This window comes from Oceanobacter antarcticus, assembly GCF_044962685.1.
GTDB classification, from domain to species: Bacteria; Pseudomonadota; Gammaproteobacteria; order Pseudomonadales; family Oceanobacteraceae; genus Oceanobacter; species Oceanobacter antarcticus.
The window spans coordinates 172,467-187,941 of record NZ_JBBKTX010000002.1; the positions used below are offsets into that span (position 1 = coordinate 172,467).

At 55.4% G+C, this 15,475-nt stretch carries 10 protein-coding genes; 7 read left to right on the forward strand and 3 right to left on the reverse strand.

Translation table 11 applies throughout. From position 1 onward, the window contains the following. The first annotated feature begins 108 nt into the window (after positions 1-108). Positions 109-2,259 (forward strand): ATP-binding protein, encoded by a 2,151-nt coding sequence (locus WG929_RS02415; protein WP_416204744.1) that lies wholly within the window; start codon positions 109-111, stop codon positions 2,257-2,259. Here the strand turns inward: WG929_RS02415 and WG929_RS02420 are convergent. Beyond that, on the reverse strand, positions 2,256-3,017 hold the full coding sequence (locus tag WG929_RS02420; protein ID WP_369857602.1) for a GntR family transcriptional regulator: 762 nt from the start codon (positions 3,015-3,017) through the stop codon (positions 2,256-2,258). The genes WG929_RS02415 and WG929_RS02420 overlap by 4 nt on opposite strands. Before the next feature lie 278 nt (positions 3,018-3,295). On the opposite strand from WG929_RS02420, the gene WG929_RS02425 reads away from it, so the two are divergent. From WG929_RS02425 to WG929_RS02445, 5 genes are all read left to right on the forward strand, one after another. Next, positions 3,296-4,111, forward strand: a complete 816-nt coding sequence (locus WG929_RS02425; protein ID WP_416204745.1) for a (Fe-S)-binding protein — start codon at positions 3,296-3,298, stop codon at positions 4,109-4,111. Then, positions 4,108-5,676: a LutB/LldF family L-lactate oxidation iron-sulfur protein gene (locus WG929_RS02430; protein WP_416204746.1), complete on the forward strand. Its 1,569-nt coding sequence runs from the start codon at positions 4,108-4,110 to the stop codon at positions 5,674-5,676. Before WG929_RS02425 ends, WG929_RS02430 begins: the two co-directional genes overlap by 4 nt. Next, positions 5,666-6,379: a LutC/YkgG family protein gene (locus tag WG929_RS02435; protein WP_416204747.1), complete on the forward strand. Its 714-nt coding sequence runs from the start codon at positions 5,666-5,668 to the stop codon at positions 6,377-6,379. The genes WG929_RS02430 and WG929_RS02435 overlap by 11 nt, the downstream gene beginning before the upstream one ends. 61 nt (positions 6,380-6,440) lie before the next feature. Continuing rightward, complete coding sequence (locus WG929_RS02440) at positions 6,441-9,320, forward strand: FAD-binding and (Fe-S)-binding domain-containing protein (protein WP_416204748.1); 2,880 nt, start codon at positions 6,441-6,443, stop codon at positions 9,318-9,320. A gap of 286 nt (positions 9,321-9,606) precedes the next feature. Further along, on the forward strand, positions 9,607-11,598 hold the full coding sequence (locus WG929_RS02445) for a RecQ family ATP-dependent DNA helicase (RefSeq protein ID WP_416204749.1): 1,992 nt from the start codon (positions 9,607-9,609) through the stop codon (positions 11,596-11,598). A gap of 116 nt (positions 11,599-11,714) precedes the next feature. On the opposite strand, the gene dbpA is transcribed toward WG929_RS02445, so the two are convergent. Both dbpA and trmA read right to left on the reverse strand, forming a co-directional pair. Then, the gene (gene dbpA, locus WG929_RS02450; protein ID WP_416204750.1) at positions 11,715-13,271 is read right to left on the reverse strand and encodes an ATP-dependent RNA helicase DbpA; all 1,557 of its coding nucleotides are present in this window, start codon (positions 13,269-13,271) and stop codon (positions 11,715-11,717) included. Next, complete coding sequence (gene trmA / locus WG929_RS02455) at positions 13,271-14,374, reverse strand: tRNA (uridine(54)-C5)-methyltransferase TrmA (protein ID WP_416204751.1); 1,104 nt, start codon at positions 14,372-14,374, stop codon at positions 13,271-13,273. The genes dbpA and trmA overlap by 1 nt, the downstream gene beginning before the upstream one ends. 217 nt (positions 14,375-14,591) lie before the next feature. Between trmA and WG929_RS02460 the strand changes: the two genes are divergently transcribed. Beyond that, positions 14,592-15,473 (forward strand): acyl-CoA thioesterase, encoded by an 882-nt coding sequence (locus WG929_RS02460; RefSeq protein WP_416204752.1) that lies wholly within the window; start codon positions 14,592-14,594, stop codon positions 15,471-15,473. Positions 15,474-15,475: the final 2 nt, after the last annotated feature.

Here is a 15,475-nt window from a genome sequence, read left to right on the forward strand (position 1 = left end):
AATGACAGTTGGGCATAGTAATTGTCGGCGGCTTCTCTCCCGGATTGTATTCAGTGGGCTAGTCTTGGAGCGTGGGATAAAAACTACCTTGCGATCACCCGGAGTGCCATGCGCAAATATTTGCTTCCTGTTGTGTTGCTGGTCGGCCTGGGTCTGGTCTTTTTGTACATGGATCGGCTGTTGGTTGCCCAGCAACAGGCCTCAGAGACCATTATTGCCAAGACCCGTATCAATGAGGTAAGTAACCGCCTGTCTGCCGTAGTGAACCAGCACCTGCAGTTGACCTATGGCTTGGCGGCTTTTGTTCATGCGCAACCAAATTTTACCGAACAGGAATTCGAGGTGTTTGCGGCCAGCAGCCAGCAAAATACCGGTGGCGTGATGAGCTTGCAGTTGGCGCCGGGCGCGGTCGTCCGTTATATGACCAACAAAGAACACCATGGCAAGGCGCTGGGTCACGATTTATTGGCGGATCCGGCGCGCCGGAAGATCGTCAAGCGTGCTATTGACGAACGTCGTTATGTCATTGCCGGGCCGATTTCCCTGGTTCAGGGGGGCAGAGCGATCATTGCCCGCAATCCGATTTATTTGATGGGCAATGAGGGCGAGTTTTTTTGGGGCTTCGCCACCATACTGCTCGATATCGAACGGTTGTTGCTGGAAGCCGGATTATCCAAGCATGAATACTGGCTGGATCTGGCTGTGCGTGGCAAGGATGCACTGGGCGCCAAGGGCGATGTGTTCTTTGGTGATGCCAAGGTATTTGAGCGAGATCCGGTGGTTGCATCGGTCATTTTACCGGGGGGATCCTGGCAAATAGGTGCCAGTCGGGCGCTGGATTATCGCTATCTGCTGCCACAACGGATTGTCTTGTGGCTGGTCTTTTGTATTGTTGCTCCCTTGCTGGGCTGGATGTTCTGGCATTTGATGAACGAACCGGCAGTGCTCAAACGTGAAGTGGCGGTTGCCACCACCGAATTGCAGGAAGCTTATGCCCGAAGTGAGGCGGCATTGACGGAAGCGGAAGTGGCCAACAAGGCGAAGTCCGAGTTCCTTGCCAATATGAGCCATGAATTACGTACCCCACTGAATGCCATCATGGGGTTTGCGACCCTGATTGATACTCGAACAACCGAACCCCATGTGCACCGTTATGCCAGTCAGACGCTGGCGTCGGCGCGGCACCTGCTGGCTTTGGTGAATGATATTCTCGACTTTTCCAGAATTCAGGCAGTGGGTATTGAGATCGAATCAAAGCCGTTCTTGCTTTATCAGATGCTGGAAAGTGTGATGGACAGCCTCAAGGCCTTGCTGGGAGACAAGCCCGTCAAGGCAGCGTTGACCCTGGACGACGATATCCCGCAATGCGTCTGCGGTGATGAACTGAGATTGACCCAGATACTCATCAATTTTATCAGCAATGCGGCAAAGTTTACGGCGGCTGGTGTGGTTGAGCTGGCGGTACAACTGATCCATTTGGGTGAGGATCATGTCCGGCTCCGATTTTTGGTGAACGACACCGGTCGCGGTATTCCGGCAAACAAGCTGTCGCTGATTTTCGAGCAATTCCAGCAAGTGGATGGCTCGGATACTCGCCACTATGGCGGTGCCGGTCTCGGGTTGAGTATTACCCGTTCGCTGGTGGAAGCGATGGAAGGCGAATTGCTGGTGAGCAGTGAAGAAGGTAAAGGCAGTCAATTTGGCGTGTCTTTGACTCTGGCATTGCCGGATGCTGGTCTGGAAACGGCATCGCTTGCCGTTGCAGAAACTGAGGCTGATCAGATCGATGAACAGCCTGGCACAAACCTCAGCGGTAGTGCGCCGGAGTCGTTATCGCTTCAGGGGATTGGCATCCTGATCGTTGATGATAACGCGGTGAATCGCAAGCTGGTCAGTGAAATGCTGGGCCGGCGTGGTGCGACCCTGGTGTGTGCAGAAAATGGTCATGAAGCGGTTGATGTCTTGCTGAACGGGCTACAGCCGATTGATATCGTACTGATGGATATTCAGATGCCCGTACTGGGAGGGCTTGAAGCAACGCGGCTGTTACGGGAGTACTACCAGATCGATACCCCGGTGATCGGGCTGTCGGCCAATGCTTCAGCGCAGGACGAGCGGATCAGTCTGGAGGCCGGTATGAATGGCTATCTAAGCAAACCCTTCCGGCCGGAACCGCTGGTGGCACTGGTGCAGCAGTTGACCAAACGGGATAAATGTTCATTCGGTGGCACAACAACAGACCCAGGAACCCAGACCTAGCGAATCATCGAGAAGCGTCGCAGCGCGCGCTGGGCATGACTTTCAAAGCGACTGCTCTGCTGCAGCGTTTCTTCAACAAAGGCCAGATGGTTGTTCACAGCTTGGCGGGCATCGTCTTCATTACGCTGGATCACCGCATTTTTCAGGGCTTCATGCTGCAGGCGGATGGTATCCCGACGTCCTTCCTCGGTGTAGAGGTAGGTCAGGTTGGTGGCAATGGTCTGTTTGAACAGGCTGAGTAATGCCCGCATGGAGTGCAACAGGACGGCATTGTGTGATGCCTCGGCGATGGATAAATGGAAGCGCCAGTCCAGCTCGGCTTCTGCTTTGGCGCCGAGTCGGGCCTGATGCCCGTCGAGCCATTCCTGGTAACGACGTTCAATAATAGCGTGGTCTTCCGGTGTCGCCCGCAGGGCCGCATAGTGAGCGGCAACTTCCTCCAGCGCATGGCGGTATTCCAGCAAATCGTAATTAAACTCCGGGTGACTCTGAAACAATTCCAGCAGTGGATCGGCCAGAGAATGGCCAAGGGCGGTGGCAACATAGGTACCGCCGCCCTGTCGACGGCTGACCAGTCCCTTAGTCTCCAGCTGATTCAGCGCCTCGCGAATGGAAGGGCGAGAGACGTCAAAGCGAGCAGCCAGTTCACGTTCGGTCGGCATTTTCTGCCCTGGTTCCAGACTGCCTTCAATAATCATGCTTTCCAGCTGGCCAGCAATAATAGCGGAGATTTTCTGACTCTGGATGCGTTGGGTCATGGGAAATCCTGTGTACGGTGTGCCATCAAATGTGCCATCAAGTGCGCCATGGTGGCTGATTTTACGCCAGACGTGCGACTTTGATCGGTAGCGGCCACAGTTGTCCATTGACCCCGACAATATTCAGAGGTAATTTGGCGTTGTATTTTTGGTAAATTGGTAAGACCAATTTATTCAATCACAATAATAACTGCAAGTGTTTTCTGCGATGTCGGTCGTGATTCCTGCGGCCGGGCTACTGACGCAGTGCACCTGGCATCCGTATAGGTGGAATCCTCATGACCCTTTCCCTGTCGTCACGGCGGCGCAGCTATCCATCCCGACCATCGCGGGTGTACCTGATGGGCACGTGTCTGGTCGACAGTTTTTTCCCCCAGGCGGGGATGGACGCGATTGCGGTTTTACAGAGCCAGGGCGTTGAGGTGGTGTTTCCACAAGCACAAACCTGTTGCGGCCAGCCAGCCTGGAATTCCGGTTACGAAAACGAAGCCCGCGCCGTTGCCCGGCGTCAGCTGTTAGCTTTTGCAGAGGACATTCCCGTTGTGGTGATGATGGGGTCTTGCGCCGGTATGGTGCATCTGGAGTACCCGGCGCTGTTTCGTGGCCAGTCGGAAGCGCCGCAGGCGGTGGCGTTGGCGGCACGTACCTATGAGTTCTCCGAATTTCTGATTAACGTTCTCGATATTCAGTTTGAGTCTCGTGATATTACCAACCTAACGGAGCAACGAGTGGCCCTGCACACCTCTTGCTCGTCGCGGCGGGGCATGGGAGTGGCGGCCGAGCACCGGGAGCTGGTCGGCCGTCTACCGGGTGTTCAGGTGGTGGAGCCAAAGCGGGTTGCCGAATGTTGTGGTTTTGGCGGCACTTTTGCGGTGAAGCAGGCGGAGATTTCGGCAGCGATGGCACACGACAAGGCCATGGCCATGTCAGCCACAGCGGCTGATGTGATTACCAGTGCTGATTGCGGCTGTCTGATGAATATTGGCGGCACGCTGGATGTACTGGCGGCCGAGGGCAAGGCCCGCGCCATGCCGACACGCCACCTGGCAACGCTGGTACGAGCATCCCTGGATCAGACCGGAGGTGAAGCATGAATTCGTCAACCTCAGCGTTTATTGAATTAAAAACCCTGGTTGATCAGGAAGAACACGAGTTTGCCGATATGCAGGCGCGCCACTTCAAGGCTCGCGCCAGCATGGCACTAAAAAACGAGACCCTGCGGGCCAGTTTTCGGGGAGCCAGTGACTTTCTGATGGGCAAACGTCAGAGTGTCTTTCCAGATGCGGTCGAACTGGAAGCCTTGCGTGATCGGGGTGAAGCCGCCCGCCAGCGCAGTCTGGCGAAGCTGCCGGATTTACTCGAACAACTGGAAACCAACCTGGTTGCCAACGGTATTCAGGTGCACTGGGCCGATACTGCCGAGCAGGCCAATCAAATCATCCATGGCATTCTTGATGCCAATCAGGCCGATACCGTGGTGAAGGGCAAATCCATGGTCAGCGAAGAGATTGAGCTGAACCACTATCTGGAAGCCCGAGGGATCGAATGTCTGGAAAGTGATATGGGCGAGTATCTGGTACAGCTGGCCAAAGAAGCGCCATCCCACATCGTGATGCCGGTGATTCACAAAAACAAACAGCAAATCGCCCAGCTGATGCACAGTCGCGCCACGACCCCTGAAGGTGACCCGGTACCTTACAGCGAAGAGGTGGATGATCTGATCGGTAATGCCCGCGCTATTCTGCGGGAGAAATTCCGTCACGCCGATGCCGGTATCTCTGGCGTCAACATGGCGATTGCGGAAACCGGCACCTTGTTGCTGATCGAGAACGAAGGTAACGGTCGTATGTGCACGACCGTGCCACCGCTACATATTGCCGTGACGGGCATTGAAAAAGTGGTGCAAAGTCTCAGTGATGTACCGGAGTTGCTTACCCTGTTACCGCGCTCTGCCACCGGCCAGCTGATTACCACCTACGTTAATATGATTTCTGGCCCGCGCCAGACGGACGAACTGGATGGCCCGGAGCAGGTGCATCTGGTGCTGGTGGATAACGGTCGTTCGAAAATATTCAACCACCCGGATCTGCAATCGACCCTGCAATGTATCCGTTGTGGTGCCTGTATGAACCACTGCCCGGTGTATGCCCGGATTGGCGGTCATGCCTACGGCTCGACCTATCCTGGCCCGATTGGTCAGGTGGTGACACCCCAGCTGGGTTCGGCTGGCGGCTTGGCGATCCATGGCGACATGATCAACGCTTGCTCGCTTAATGGTGCCTGTGGCGAGGCGTGCCCGGTACGTATTCCGTTGCCAGATCTGATTCGTGATCTGCGGGCTGAGGCGGTGGCACCCCTGAGTCGTCAGCAAAATGGCCAGACGCCTGTGGAAGGAAGCGGCAGCAAACGTACGCTGGCCGAAAGTCTGATCTGGCAAGGCTGGAGTCTGGTGCACAAGGTGCCCTGGTTGTACCGGCTGACGACCAGGCTAATGACCCGTGGCCGCAAACTGATGCCCGCCAGACTGGCCCCCTGGACGAACACTCGTTCGATGCCAAAACCTGCAGCCTACAGCCTGCATGAATTGGCCCGCAAGGCGGGTATTGCCGCGCAAGCATCTCCGGTAGCCAATAGCAGAGAGAATAACAATGAACAGTAAAACCCGAATTCTCGAGCGCTTGCGCCAAGGGCAAGCGCAACAGGCGACGGCGGTTGACCACGGCGACTTGCCCGCCATGCCGCGCTTGCCGGAAACCGCCTGGAAAACCCGTTTCATCGAATTGATGACGGCCAATCACGCCCAGGTAATTGAATGCAACAGGGCCAACTGGATTGGGCAACTGGTTGAACTGCTGCAGCAAAAACGTCTGGATCAGCTCTGCCTGGGCCAAAGCCCCGCTAATCTGGAACTGGCCGACGTGCTGGCCAGCCGCCTGCCGGAACTCCGTCTGTCGCGCTTTGACCAGGCGCTGGAAGCGTACGCAGATAGTCGTATGCGAGTGCGATTGTTCACCGAGATGTCGGCCGGTTTCAGTCGTGCCACTGCGGCACTGGCGGAAACCGGCACGCTGGTGGTGGCCAGCGGCGCAGAGGAACCAAGAACCTTGTCGCTGGTGCCGCCGCTGAGCATCATTCTGCTGCATCAAGCCGATCTGGTATCCGGCTTTGCCGAACTGATCGAGCAGCCACGCTGGCAGGGCAAGCTGCCAACCAACCTGTTGCTGATTTCCGGGCCCAGTAAAACCGCCGATATTCAGCAAACCCTGGCTTATGGCGCCCATGGGCCAAAAGAGCTGGTGGTGCTGTTAGTGGATGAATGCGTGCAGGATGAATGCGTGCAAGATGAATGCGCCAGCGACTGAGCTGATGAACACAACTGATTTTGCGGCGGTACCGCCAAGCCGGTGTCGTCAGGGATAAGTAATGAAACCCGAATATAGTAATTTTCTGAAGCAACTGGGGCAGGTGATTGAGTCTGATCGAATCATCACCGATGCGCTGCGGAGGCTGGCGCTGGGAACCGATGCCAGCTTCTATCGGTTGATACCGCAGGCCGTCGTGATGGTGAATACAGAAGCCGAGGTGGTGCAACTGTTGTTATTGGCTGGCCAGCACAAGGTACACGTCACTTTTCGCGCAGCAGGCACCAGTCTGTCTGGTCAGGCCGTCACGGATGGCATTTTGGTTCGTCTGGCACCAACCTGGAATGGTATTGAGGTGTTGGAGAACGGTGGCAAACTGCGGCTGCAGCCCGGCGTTATCGGTGCCCATGCCAATCGTCAACTGGCACCGTTCCAACGCAAGATTGGCCCGGATCCGGCATCCATCAATGCCTGTAAAATTGGCGGTATTGTTGCCAATAACGCCTCTGGCATGTGCTGTGGCACAGCCCAGAATAGCTATCAGACCATCGACTCAATGCGGTTGGTGTTGGCCGATGGCACGATCCTGGATACCGCCGACCCGGCGTCGCGACAGGCATTTGTAAAACGCCAGCCCGAGATGATCGCCACACTGGCCTCGCTGCGTGACGAGGTGGCTGCCAATCAGGAATTGACCGCCCGTATCCGCAAAAAATTCTCAATTAAGAACACCACTGGCTACAGCCTTAATGCCCTGGTTGATTTTCAGGATCCGATCGACATTCTGATGCACTTGATGGTCGGTTCGGAAGGCACGCTGGGATTTGTCTCAGAAGTGGTCTATCGCACGGTAGAAGAACATGCGTTCAAGGCCTCGGCCTTATTGATGTTTGCCGATATCGAACGCACCAGTCGTGCAGTCACCGCGTTGGCCAGCGCTCCGGTAGCGGCGGTGGAACTGATGGATCGCGCCAGTTTACGCTGTGTGGAAGACAAGCCAGGCATGCCCGATTATCTGGCTGCACTGGCTAACGACGTTGCCTGTTTACTGGTGGAGGTTCGTGGCACCAGCCAGCAAGAACTCGACCAGCGTCTGGCCGCCGTGACCGCCGTACTGGCTGAATTTGATACCTTGCATGGTAACGCCTTTACCATCGATGCAGACATCTGTCAGCGCTACTGGAATATTCGCAAGGGGTTGTTTCCGGCCGTCGGCGCGGTGCGGGAAAAAGGCACCACCGTAATCATCGAAGACGTCGCCTTTCCGGTCGAATCCCTGGCCCCCGCAGTGCTGGAATTGCAGCAGCTGTTCAGCAAATACCACTACGACGAAGCGATTATTTTTGGCCATGCTCTGGCCGGAAACCTGCATTTTGTGTTTACCCAGAATTTTACTGACGCTGCTGAAATCCAGCGTTATGCCGATTTTATGGACGAAGTCTGTGTGCTGGTGGTTGGTCGTTACGATGGATCGCTCAAGGCCGAGCATGGCACCGGGCGCAACATGGCACCCTTTGTGGAACTGGAGTGGGGGGCACAGGCGTATGAGCTGATGTGGCGTATCAAGGCGGCGTTTGACCCGGCTGGTATTCTCAACCCGGAAGTGATTCTGACCCGTAATCTGCGTACACATATCGAACACCTGAAACCGATACCGGAAGCCCACGACCTGATTGACCGCTGTATTGAATGCGGTTTTTGTGAGCCGGTGTGTCCGTCGAAAAACCTCACACTGACGCCTCGGCAACGGATTGTAGTGATGCGTGAGCTGAGTCGGCTGGAGCGACAGCACGCCAACTTGCATCGCTCTGATGAGTACGAACAATTACTCAGTGACTACCAGTATCAAGGCATTGATACCTGTGCTGCGGATGGCTTGTGCAGCCTGGCCTGTCCGGTGGACATCAATACCGGCGACCTCAGTCGTTTTTTGCGCAGCGAGCGTAACGCCCGTTATGGCGGCCGGGCGGACTGGGTTGCCGGACACTTTGAGCTGGTTGCCAACGGCACGCGTGCTGGTTTGAAAATGCTGGATCTGACCCGTGCGGTGATTGGGGATTCCGCACTGGCAGGTATCAGCAAAGTGGCCAACAAACTGACCTTCGATGCGCTGCCACAATGGCATGATGCGATGCCGCAAGCCAGCGGTAGCGCCCGGCCGCTGGCACCGACACCGGAAGTGGCCGGAGCCGGGGTCGATCTGGTGTATTTTCCGAGTTGTGCCAGCCGGAATATGGGGTCGGCAAAGCAGGACGATGACCAGCGCAGTTTGCAGCAGGTAACGCTGGATCTGGCAAAAAAAGCCGGTCTCACCGTGATCCAGCTAGCCGATCAACAGGCGTTTTGTTGCGGTATGCCACTGGAGAGCAAGGGTATGTTTGAGCAGGCAGATGCCATGCGAGAACAGCTGAACCAGGCGTTGCTGGTGGCCAGTGATATGGGCCGTATTCCAGTAGTGATCGATACCAGCCCTTGCGTATTTCGTATGAGCCAGCAACTGGATAAGCGTATTCAGCTGCTCGATCCGGTGCATTTTGCCAATCGGTATCTGGTGCCGAAACTGGCTATCACACCCGTGGATGACGCAGTTGCCGTGCATGTCACTTGTTCAACCACCAAGCAGGGGTTAGGCACTGAACTGATCAAATTGGCAAAGCAGTGTTCCACCCGAGTCGTGGTGCCGGAAGACATTAGCTGTTGCGGCTTTGCTGGCGACAAGGGGTTTGTTTTGCCAGAGCTGAACGCCTCGGCGCTGGCGCCACTGCGAGGCCAGATCAAGGACTGCAAGGAAGGCATTTCAACCAGTCGCACCTGCGAGATTGGCCTGGCGCGGCATGGCGAAATTCCTTATCACTCGCTGTTCTACTTGCTCGATCGGGTGAGTACAAGTCAGCCTGTTGTCGCACACTCTATTCGACGGGACACTCTGTCTCAGGATTAATCCGTCGGCTGTTTGTTCTCCAGAGTGCTTGCCTGCACGCATCCACATCCCGGAGAATCACGTTTTTTGCTTTTTGACGTTTTTACGGGATGAGATGTGACGGCAATGGGCCCAGGCTGCGGTTATTATGTGAATTCAGGCGCATAAACCGCCGTCTTGCCGCAGTGGCTGTTGCATCGGTCGGAGCCGCGTTGTCGACGATAGCTGTGGCGTATTTCTTTCCGGTACACTGGCCAATCATTCTGGTTTTTATCCGGTATTTGCAACGTACACAGGGAAAGCGACTATGCCATTGTCCTGGCAGCAACCATTGCAGCAATGTTTTGGGTTTGACTCTCTGCGTCCTGGCCAGCAGGCGGTGATTGAGACGCTTCTGGCGGGGCGTTCTGCCGCTGCAATTTTTCCGACCGGTTCCGGCAAGTCGCTCTGTTATCAGTTACCTGCGCTGCTGTTACCGCATCTGACGTTGGTGATTTCACCGCTGCTGGCGCTGATGCAAGACCAGGTGCAGTATCTGCAATCCCGTGGCATTGCCGCTGCGACGATCGATTCTACCCAGAGCCGGGACGAAGCCCAGGCTGTTATGAACGGGGTGCGCAGCGGTACGACCAAAATCCTGATGGTGTCGGTCGAGCGGCTGAAAAACGAGCGCTTCCGGCAATTTATTGGTCAGGTGCCTATCTCTTTGCTGGTGGTCGATGAGGCTCACTGTATCTCGGAGTGGGGTCATAATTTCCGCCCGGATTATTTGAAACTGCCGGATTACTGCCGCGAATTTGCGGTGCCACAGGTGTTGTTATTAACCGCCACTGCAACTCAGGCGGTGATTGATGATATGCAAACGCACTTCGCTATCGCCGTAAACGATGTGGTGACGACGGGCTTTCACCGGCCCAATTTGCGTTTGCTGGTACAGCCGACGGCGGTGTCTGATCGGGTTGATCAATGTGCGACCTGGTTGCAACATCTGGCCCGCAAATCGGCACAAAAACAGCAAGATTTTGCCGCCATTATCTATGTGACCTTGCAACATACTGCTGAAGAAGTAGCCCGGCAGCTGGCCCCGCAGTTGCCGTTTGCGGTGGTGGCTTATCATGCCGGTTTGGGCCATGAACAGCGGGAAGCCATTCAGCAGCAGTTTATGTCTGGTGCGATGCCGGTGATTGTCGCCACCATTGCGTTTGGCATGGGGGTGGATAAAAGCAATATCCGTCAGGTGATGCATTATGACTTGCCGAAATCGATTGAAAATTACAGTCAGGAAATTGGCCGTGCCGGGCGCGATGGCCATGCTTCGGACTGCATTATGCTGGCGGATGAGTCCGGTCTGACGGTGCTGGAAAATTTCGTTTACGGCGATGGGCCAGAGTTACACAGCATTCAGCAGGTGATTCAGAGCATTTCGGAACAGCAACAGGGCAGTCAGTGGGAAGTGCTGATGACGCCACTGTCCAATACCACAAATATTCGTTTGCTGCCGCTGAAGACCCTGTTGGTTAATCTCGAAATGCGCGGTGTACTGACGTCGCAGTACAGCTATTTTGCTGAATACAGGTACAAGCTTGAGCAGTCCGAAACGGAGTTGTTGAATCACTTTAACGGTGAGCGTCAGCAGTTTTTGCAAACGCTACTCAACACCAGCAGCAAAGGCCGCAGCTGGTACACCTTCAATAGTGACGCGCTGGAGCAGGCGTTAGGTAAGCAAGCAAGCGCTGGAGACAGGCCAACCCGAGTGCGGGCATTAAACGCGCTGGAGTTCTGTCAGGAGAGAGGCTGGATACAACTCGAAAGCAAGCAGATGACGGATGTTTATCGGGTCGATGGGCAGAAGCTGGCCGAACCGGGTCTGGCGGAGTCCTTGTATGCGCATTTTTTGCAGAAACAGACCAATGAGATTCATCGTATTCACACGATGCTGGATCTGTTTCGTCAGCCTGACTGTGTATCGCGGCGGCTGGCCGCCTACTTTGGTGAGCAAATGCCGCAGGATTGCGGTATCTGCTCGGTGTGTCGTGGCCAGTTTAAAGCCTGGGCTTACACTCAACATAGCCATTCATTGGCAACGCTGAATGCGGCCAGGCTGGTGGCTCCGTTACAACAAAACATTCAGCAGCAGTTTGGTCAGCCAGCGTCGCTGGAGTTGCTCACCCGTTTTTTATGCGGAATTCAGGTGCCCTGGTTATCCAAAGTACGTGCCCGGCAGTTGCCCGGTTTTGGTCAGCTGGAAAACATCCCCTATGCTGACGTCCGACACTGGCTGGCATCCGGTTTGACTTGAGTCGGTGGGATCAACAGGGATGGATCAACAGAGATGGGATCACTGCGGGATGATCCGCCACGATCGATCGATCGTGGCGGAGCGGGTAGCGACGAGTACGAGGTGGTTAACAATGGTTAAAGTTTTCTGGCTTTGATCGTCTTGCCCTTGACCCGGCCTTTATTTAACACATCAACCGCCTGACGGGCTGCTGTCCGTGCCACCGCGACGTAAGACACCATATCCAGCACGTGTATCTTGCCAACCTGACTGCCCTGAATACCGCCGGGCGCTGTGAGAGCGCCAAGTACGTCACCTGGGCGCATTTTGTGTTTGCGGCCTGCGGCAATACAGAGGGTGGCGAATTCCGGCAGCACTGGTACCGGTTCGCTGCGGCTGAGTTCGTCGATGGCGATACAGGGAATCTCAATATCTTGCTGGTGGTTGAGTGCCTTGCGCTTATGGTCTTCGCTGTCGGCCAGCAAGGTGATGGCGATACCTTCCTTGCCTGCGCGGCCAGTACGGCCAATGCGGTGGGTGTAGACCTCAATTTCCCGAGGTACTTCGACGTTAATCACTGCGGGCAGATCGTCAACATCCAGACCGCGAGCGGCAACGTCAGTGGCGACGAGGAAGTTGGCCGAGCCTTGTTTGAACTGGGTGAGAATGGCATCGCGGTCGCGTTGTTCCAGGTCGCCATTAATGGCGCGGGCAATAAAGCCGAGAGAGGTTAACTGCTGGGCGATTTCTTCGGTACTTTGTTTGGTATTGCAGAATACCACGGCCTGTTGAATGTTGAAGTGAGCTAACACTCGTTCAAGAGCAGCAGGGCGCTGATGACGGTCGCACAAGATAAAGCGTTGATCGATGCTGTTGCTGGTATGAGTCGATTCGACCTTGATGATTTCTGGCGTCTGTTGGTACTGGGCGCTCAGTTTCTGGATATTGTTCGGGTAGGTGGCCGAGAACAGCAAGGTCTGGCGGTCTTCCGGGGTGTGGCCAATGATGTGCTGAATGTCGTCACTGAATCCCATGTCTAACATGCGATCGGCTTCGTCGAGCACCAGAGTGTGTACCTGGCTGATGTCGAGGGTGTTTTTGCGCAGGTGATCCTTGAGGCGGCCAGGTGTGCCGACGACGATATGAGCACCGTGTTCGAGGGAGCCAATCTGGGGGCCAATGGAGACGCCACCACTGAGTACCACGACTTTGATATTGGCCAGGTAACGGGCCAGTTTGCGGATCTCGGTGGCGACCTGGGTTGCCAGTTCGCGAGTAGGGCACAGCACCAGGCCTTGGACACCAAAAAAGCGCGGGTTGATTTTGGTCAGCAGTGGAATGGCGAAGCTGGCGGTTTTGCCGGATCCGGTTTTGGCCTGGGCAATCAGATCCCTGCCGTCCAGCGCCAGCGGCAAAGCCAGTTTTTGAATGGCGGTCATGGTGGTGTAACCCATGGCACGCAGGTTGTCGATTTGTTCCGCTGGCAGCGGCAGGGTTTCAAATTCGCTGGTGGGGGTTGATTCGGTCATGGCGGCTGCCTGTGGTGTATCCGGGATGGACTGATGCGACCGGGCGGCGTTGCCGACGGGGCTGATATCAGCTGTGGTGTCAGGAGATGTCCCGTTACGCTGGGCGTTGACGGGTGGGATGGAGCCGAGTTTGCCGCTCCGGGCATTTTTCCAGGGATCGACCATCAGACAGGTTTCCGGGTCAGTAAAACACCAGTCTCAATATGATGGGTATAAGGAAACTGGTCAAACAGGGCGAAGCGTTGAATGGTGTGCGTTTGTGACAGAAGACGCAAATTCGCTTGCAGGGTTTCGGGGTTGCAAGAAATGTAGATGATGTTGTCGTACCCCTGCAGCTGTTTGACGGACTCGTCATCGAGTCCTGCCCGTGGCGGGTCGACCAGTACGGTGCGGAAGTCATAGCTGCCGAGGTCGATGTCTTTCAGTCGTTCGAACTGTTTTTCGCCACGCAGGGCCTGAACAAAATCCTCGCTGGCGAGACGGGCGATAATCAAGTTGTCGATCTGGTTGTCGGCGATATTGATCTGCGCCGCCGCGACGGAGGTTTTGGAAATTTCAGTCGCCATAACACGGTCGAAGCAGTTGGCCAGCGCGATCGAAAAATTGCCGTTGCCACAGTAGAGTTCGAGCAGGTCACCACCAATACCCTCTGAACAGCTGCGCGCCCAGCTGAGCATGTGCTGATTCATTGCGCCATTTGGCTGGGTGAAGCCACCTTCGATCTGGCGGTAGCCATAGCGCTGGCCATCGACCTCTAGTTGCTCGGTAACGTAGTCCCGTTCCAGCACTACTTTTTGTTTGCGGGAGCGACCAATAATGGCGACGTTTAAACGAGCCATCAGGGCGCGTGCTTCTATTTCCCAGCCGTCATCCAGTTTTTTGTGATAAATCAGTGTGATCAAGGCATCGCCACTGAGCGTGGTGAGAAACTCGACCTGAAACAGTTTACGCCGCAGTGGTTGATTGTGTTGCAGCTCTGCTAACAGGCGTTGCATCAGGTCGTTGATCAATTCAGAGGCAATCGGAAAGTCGAGCACTTCCAGCGGCTTTTTGCGATCGTCGGGATCAAACATGGCGTAGAAACAGCGGTCACCGCTGTGCCACAGGCGAAATTCTGCCCGTAGGCGGAAATGGCTGGCACGGCTGGCAAACACTTCCAGTTCCGGTGGGCTAAATTCGGACAGGCGTTGTGTCAGGGTTTGGCACTTTTGTTCCAGTAATTCCGGGTACTGTTCTGGCGTTACGCCGGGTTGGTACAGATCTGACATAAAAGCGGGTAAGCTCCGCATTGGGATAGATATGGGTGAAAAAAGCCGGGCATTATACGGCGCTGGTGCTGTACAACAAGCGTACTGCACGGAAGCCTGAGAATAAAAACAACTTTCGGTGTTTGATTGGTTGTGAGTGGCTCCTTTGGATAGGGCTTCTTTGCCGCAAATACCACCTGATTCTATTGATTGCCTGATTATAGAGAGAGGCCTTGGCATGAGTGATGTTCTGGATGAACTGATGGGTTTGCTCGATCTGGAGCCGATTGGCATGAACCGCTTTCGTGGTCGCTGCCAGGATTTGGGTTTTAAAAATCTGTTTGGTGGCCAGGTGTTGGGTCAGGCGCTGTCAGCGGCGATGCAGACCTTGCCTGGTGATTTTCATCGCGACTGGTTGCCGCATTCATTACACGCCTATTTCTTGCGTCCCGGCAATGTCCGCGACAGCCTGGAGTTTGAAGTATCCGCCCCTCGTGATGGTCGCAGTTTTGCCAATCGGCAGGTGATTGTCAGTCAGTTGGGTAAAGCGGTGATGTCGATGATTTGTTCGTTTCAGCGTCCCGAGCAAGGCTTTGAGCATCAGCTGAATATGCCTCCGGCAGAAGGGCCGGAGGGGGTTGCCTCTCAGGTCGAGCTGGCCCGGCAGTGGCGCGATTGTTTTCCGGAGCGCTTGCGGCCGATATACACCGCCGACAAGCCGGTTGAGATGCGGGTGGTTGATCCGATCAATATTTTTTCACCCGAGGTTCGCCCGCCGCACAAGGCGGTGTGGATGCGCAGCGACGATACCCTGGGTGACAATATTCGCCATCACACGACCTTGCTGGCCTACGCCAGTGACTTCAATCTGATCACGACCGCCTTGCTGCCGCATGGGGTTTCGGTGTTCCAGAAAGAAATGCAGGTTGCCAGCCTGGATCACAGTATCTGGTTTCATCGCCCGTTCCGTATGGATGACTGGCTGCTATACAGCATCGACAGCCCCAGTGCCTCGGGTGGGCGCGGTTTCTGTCGGGGTCAGGTTTTTTCTTCCAATGGCGAGCTGGTGGCCTCGATTGCCCAGGAAGGTCTGATCCGTCATTGCAAACCGGAAGACTGAGT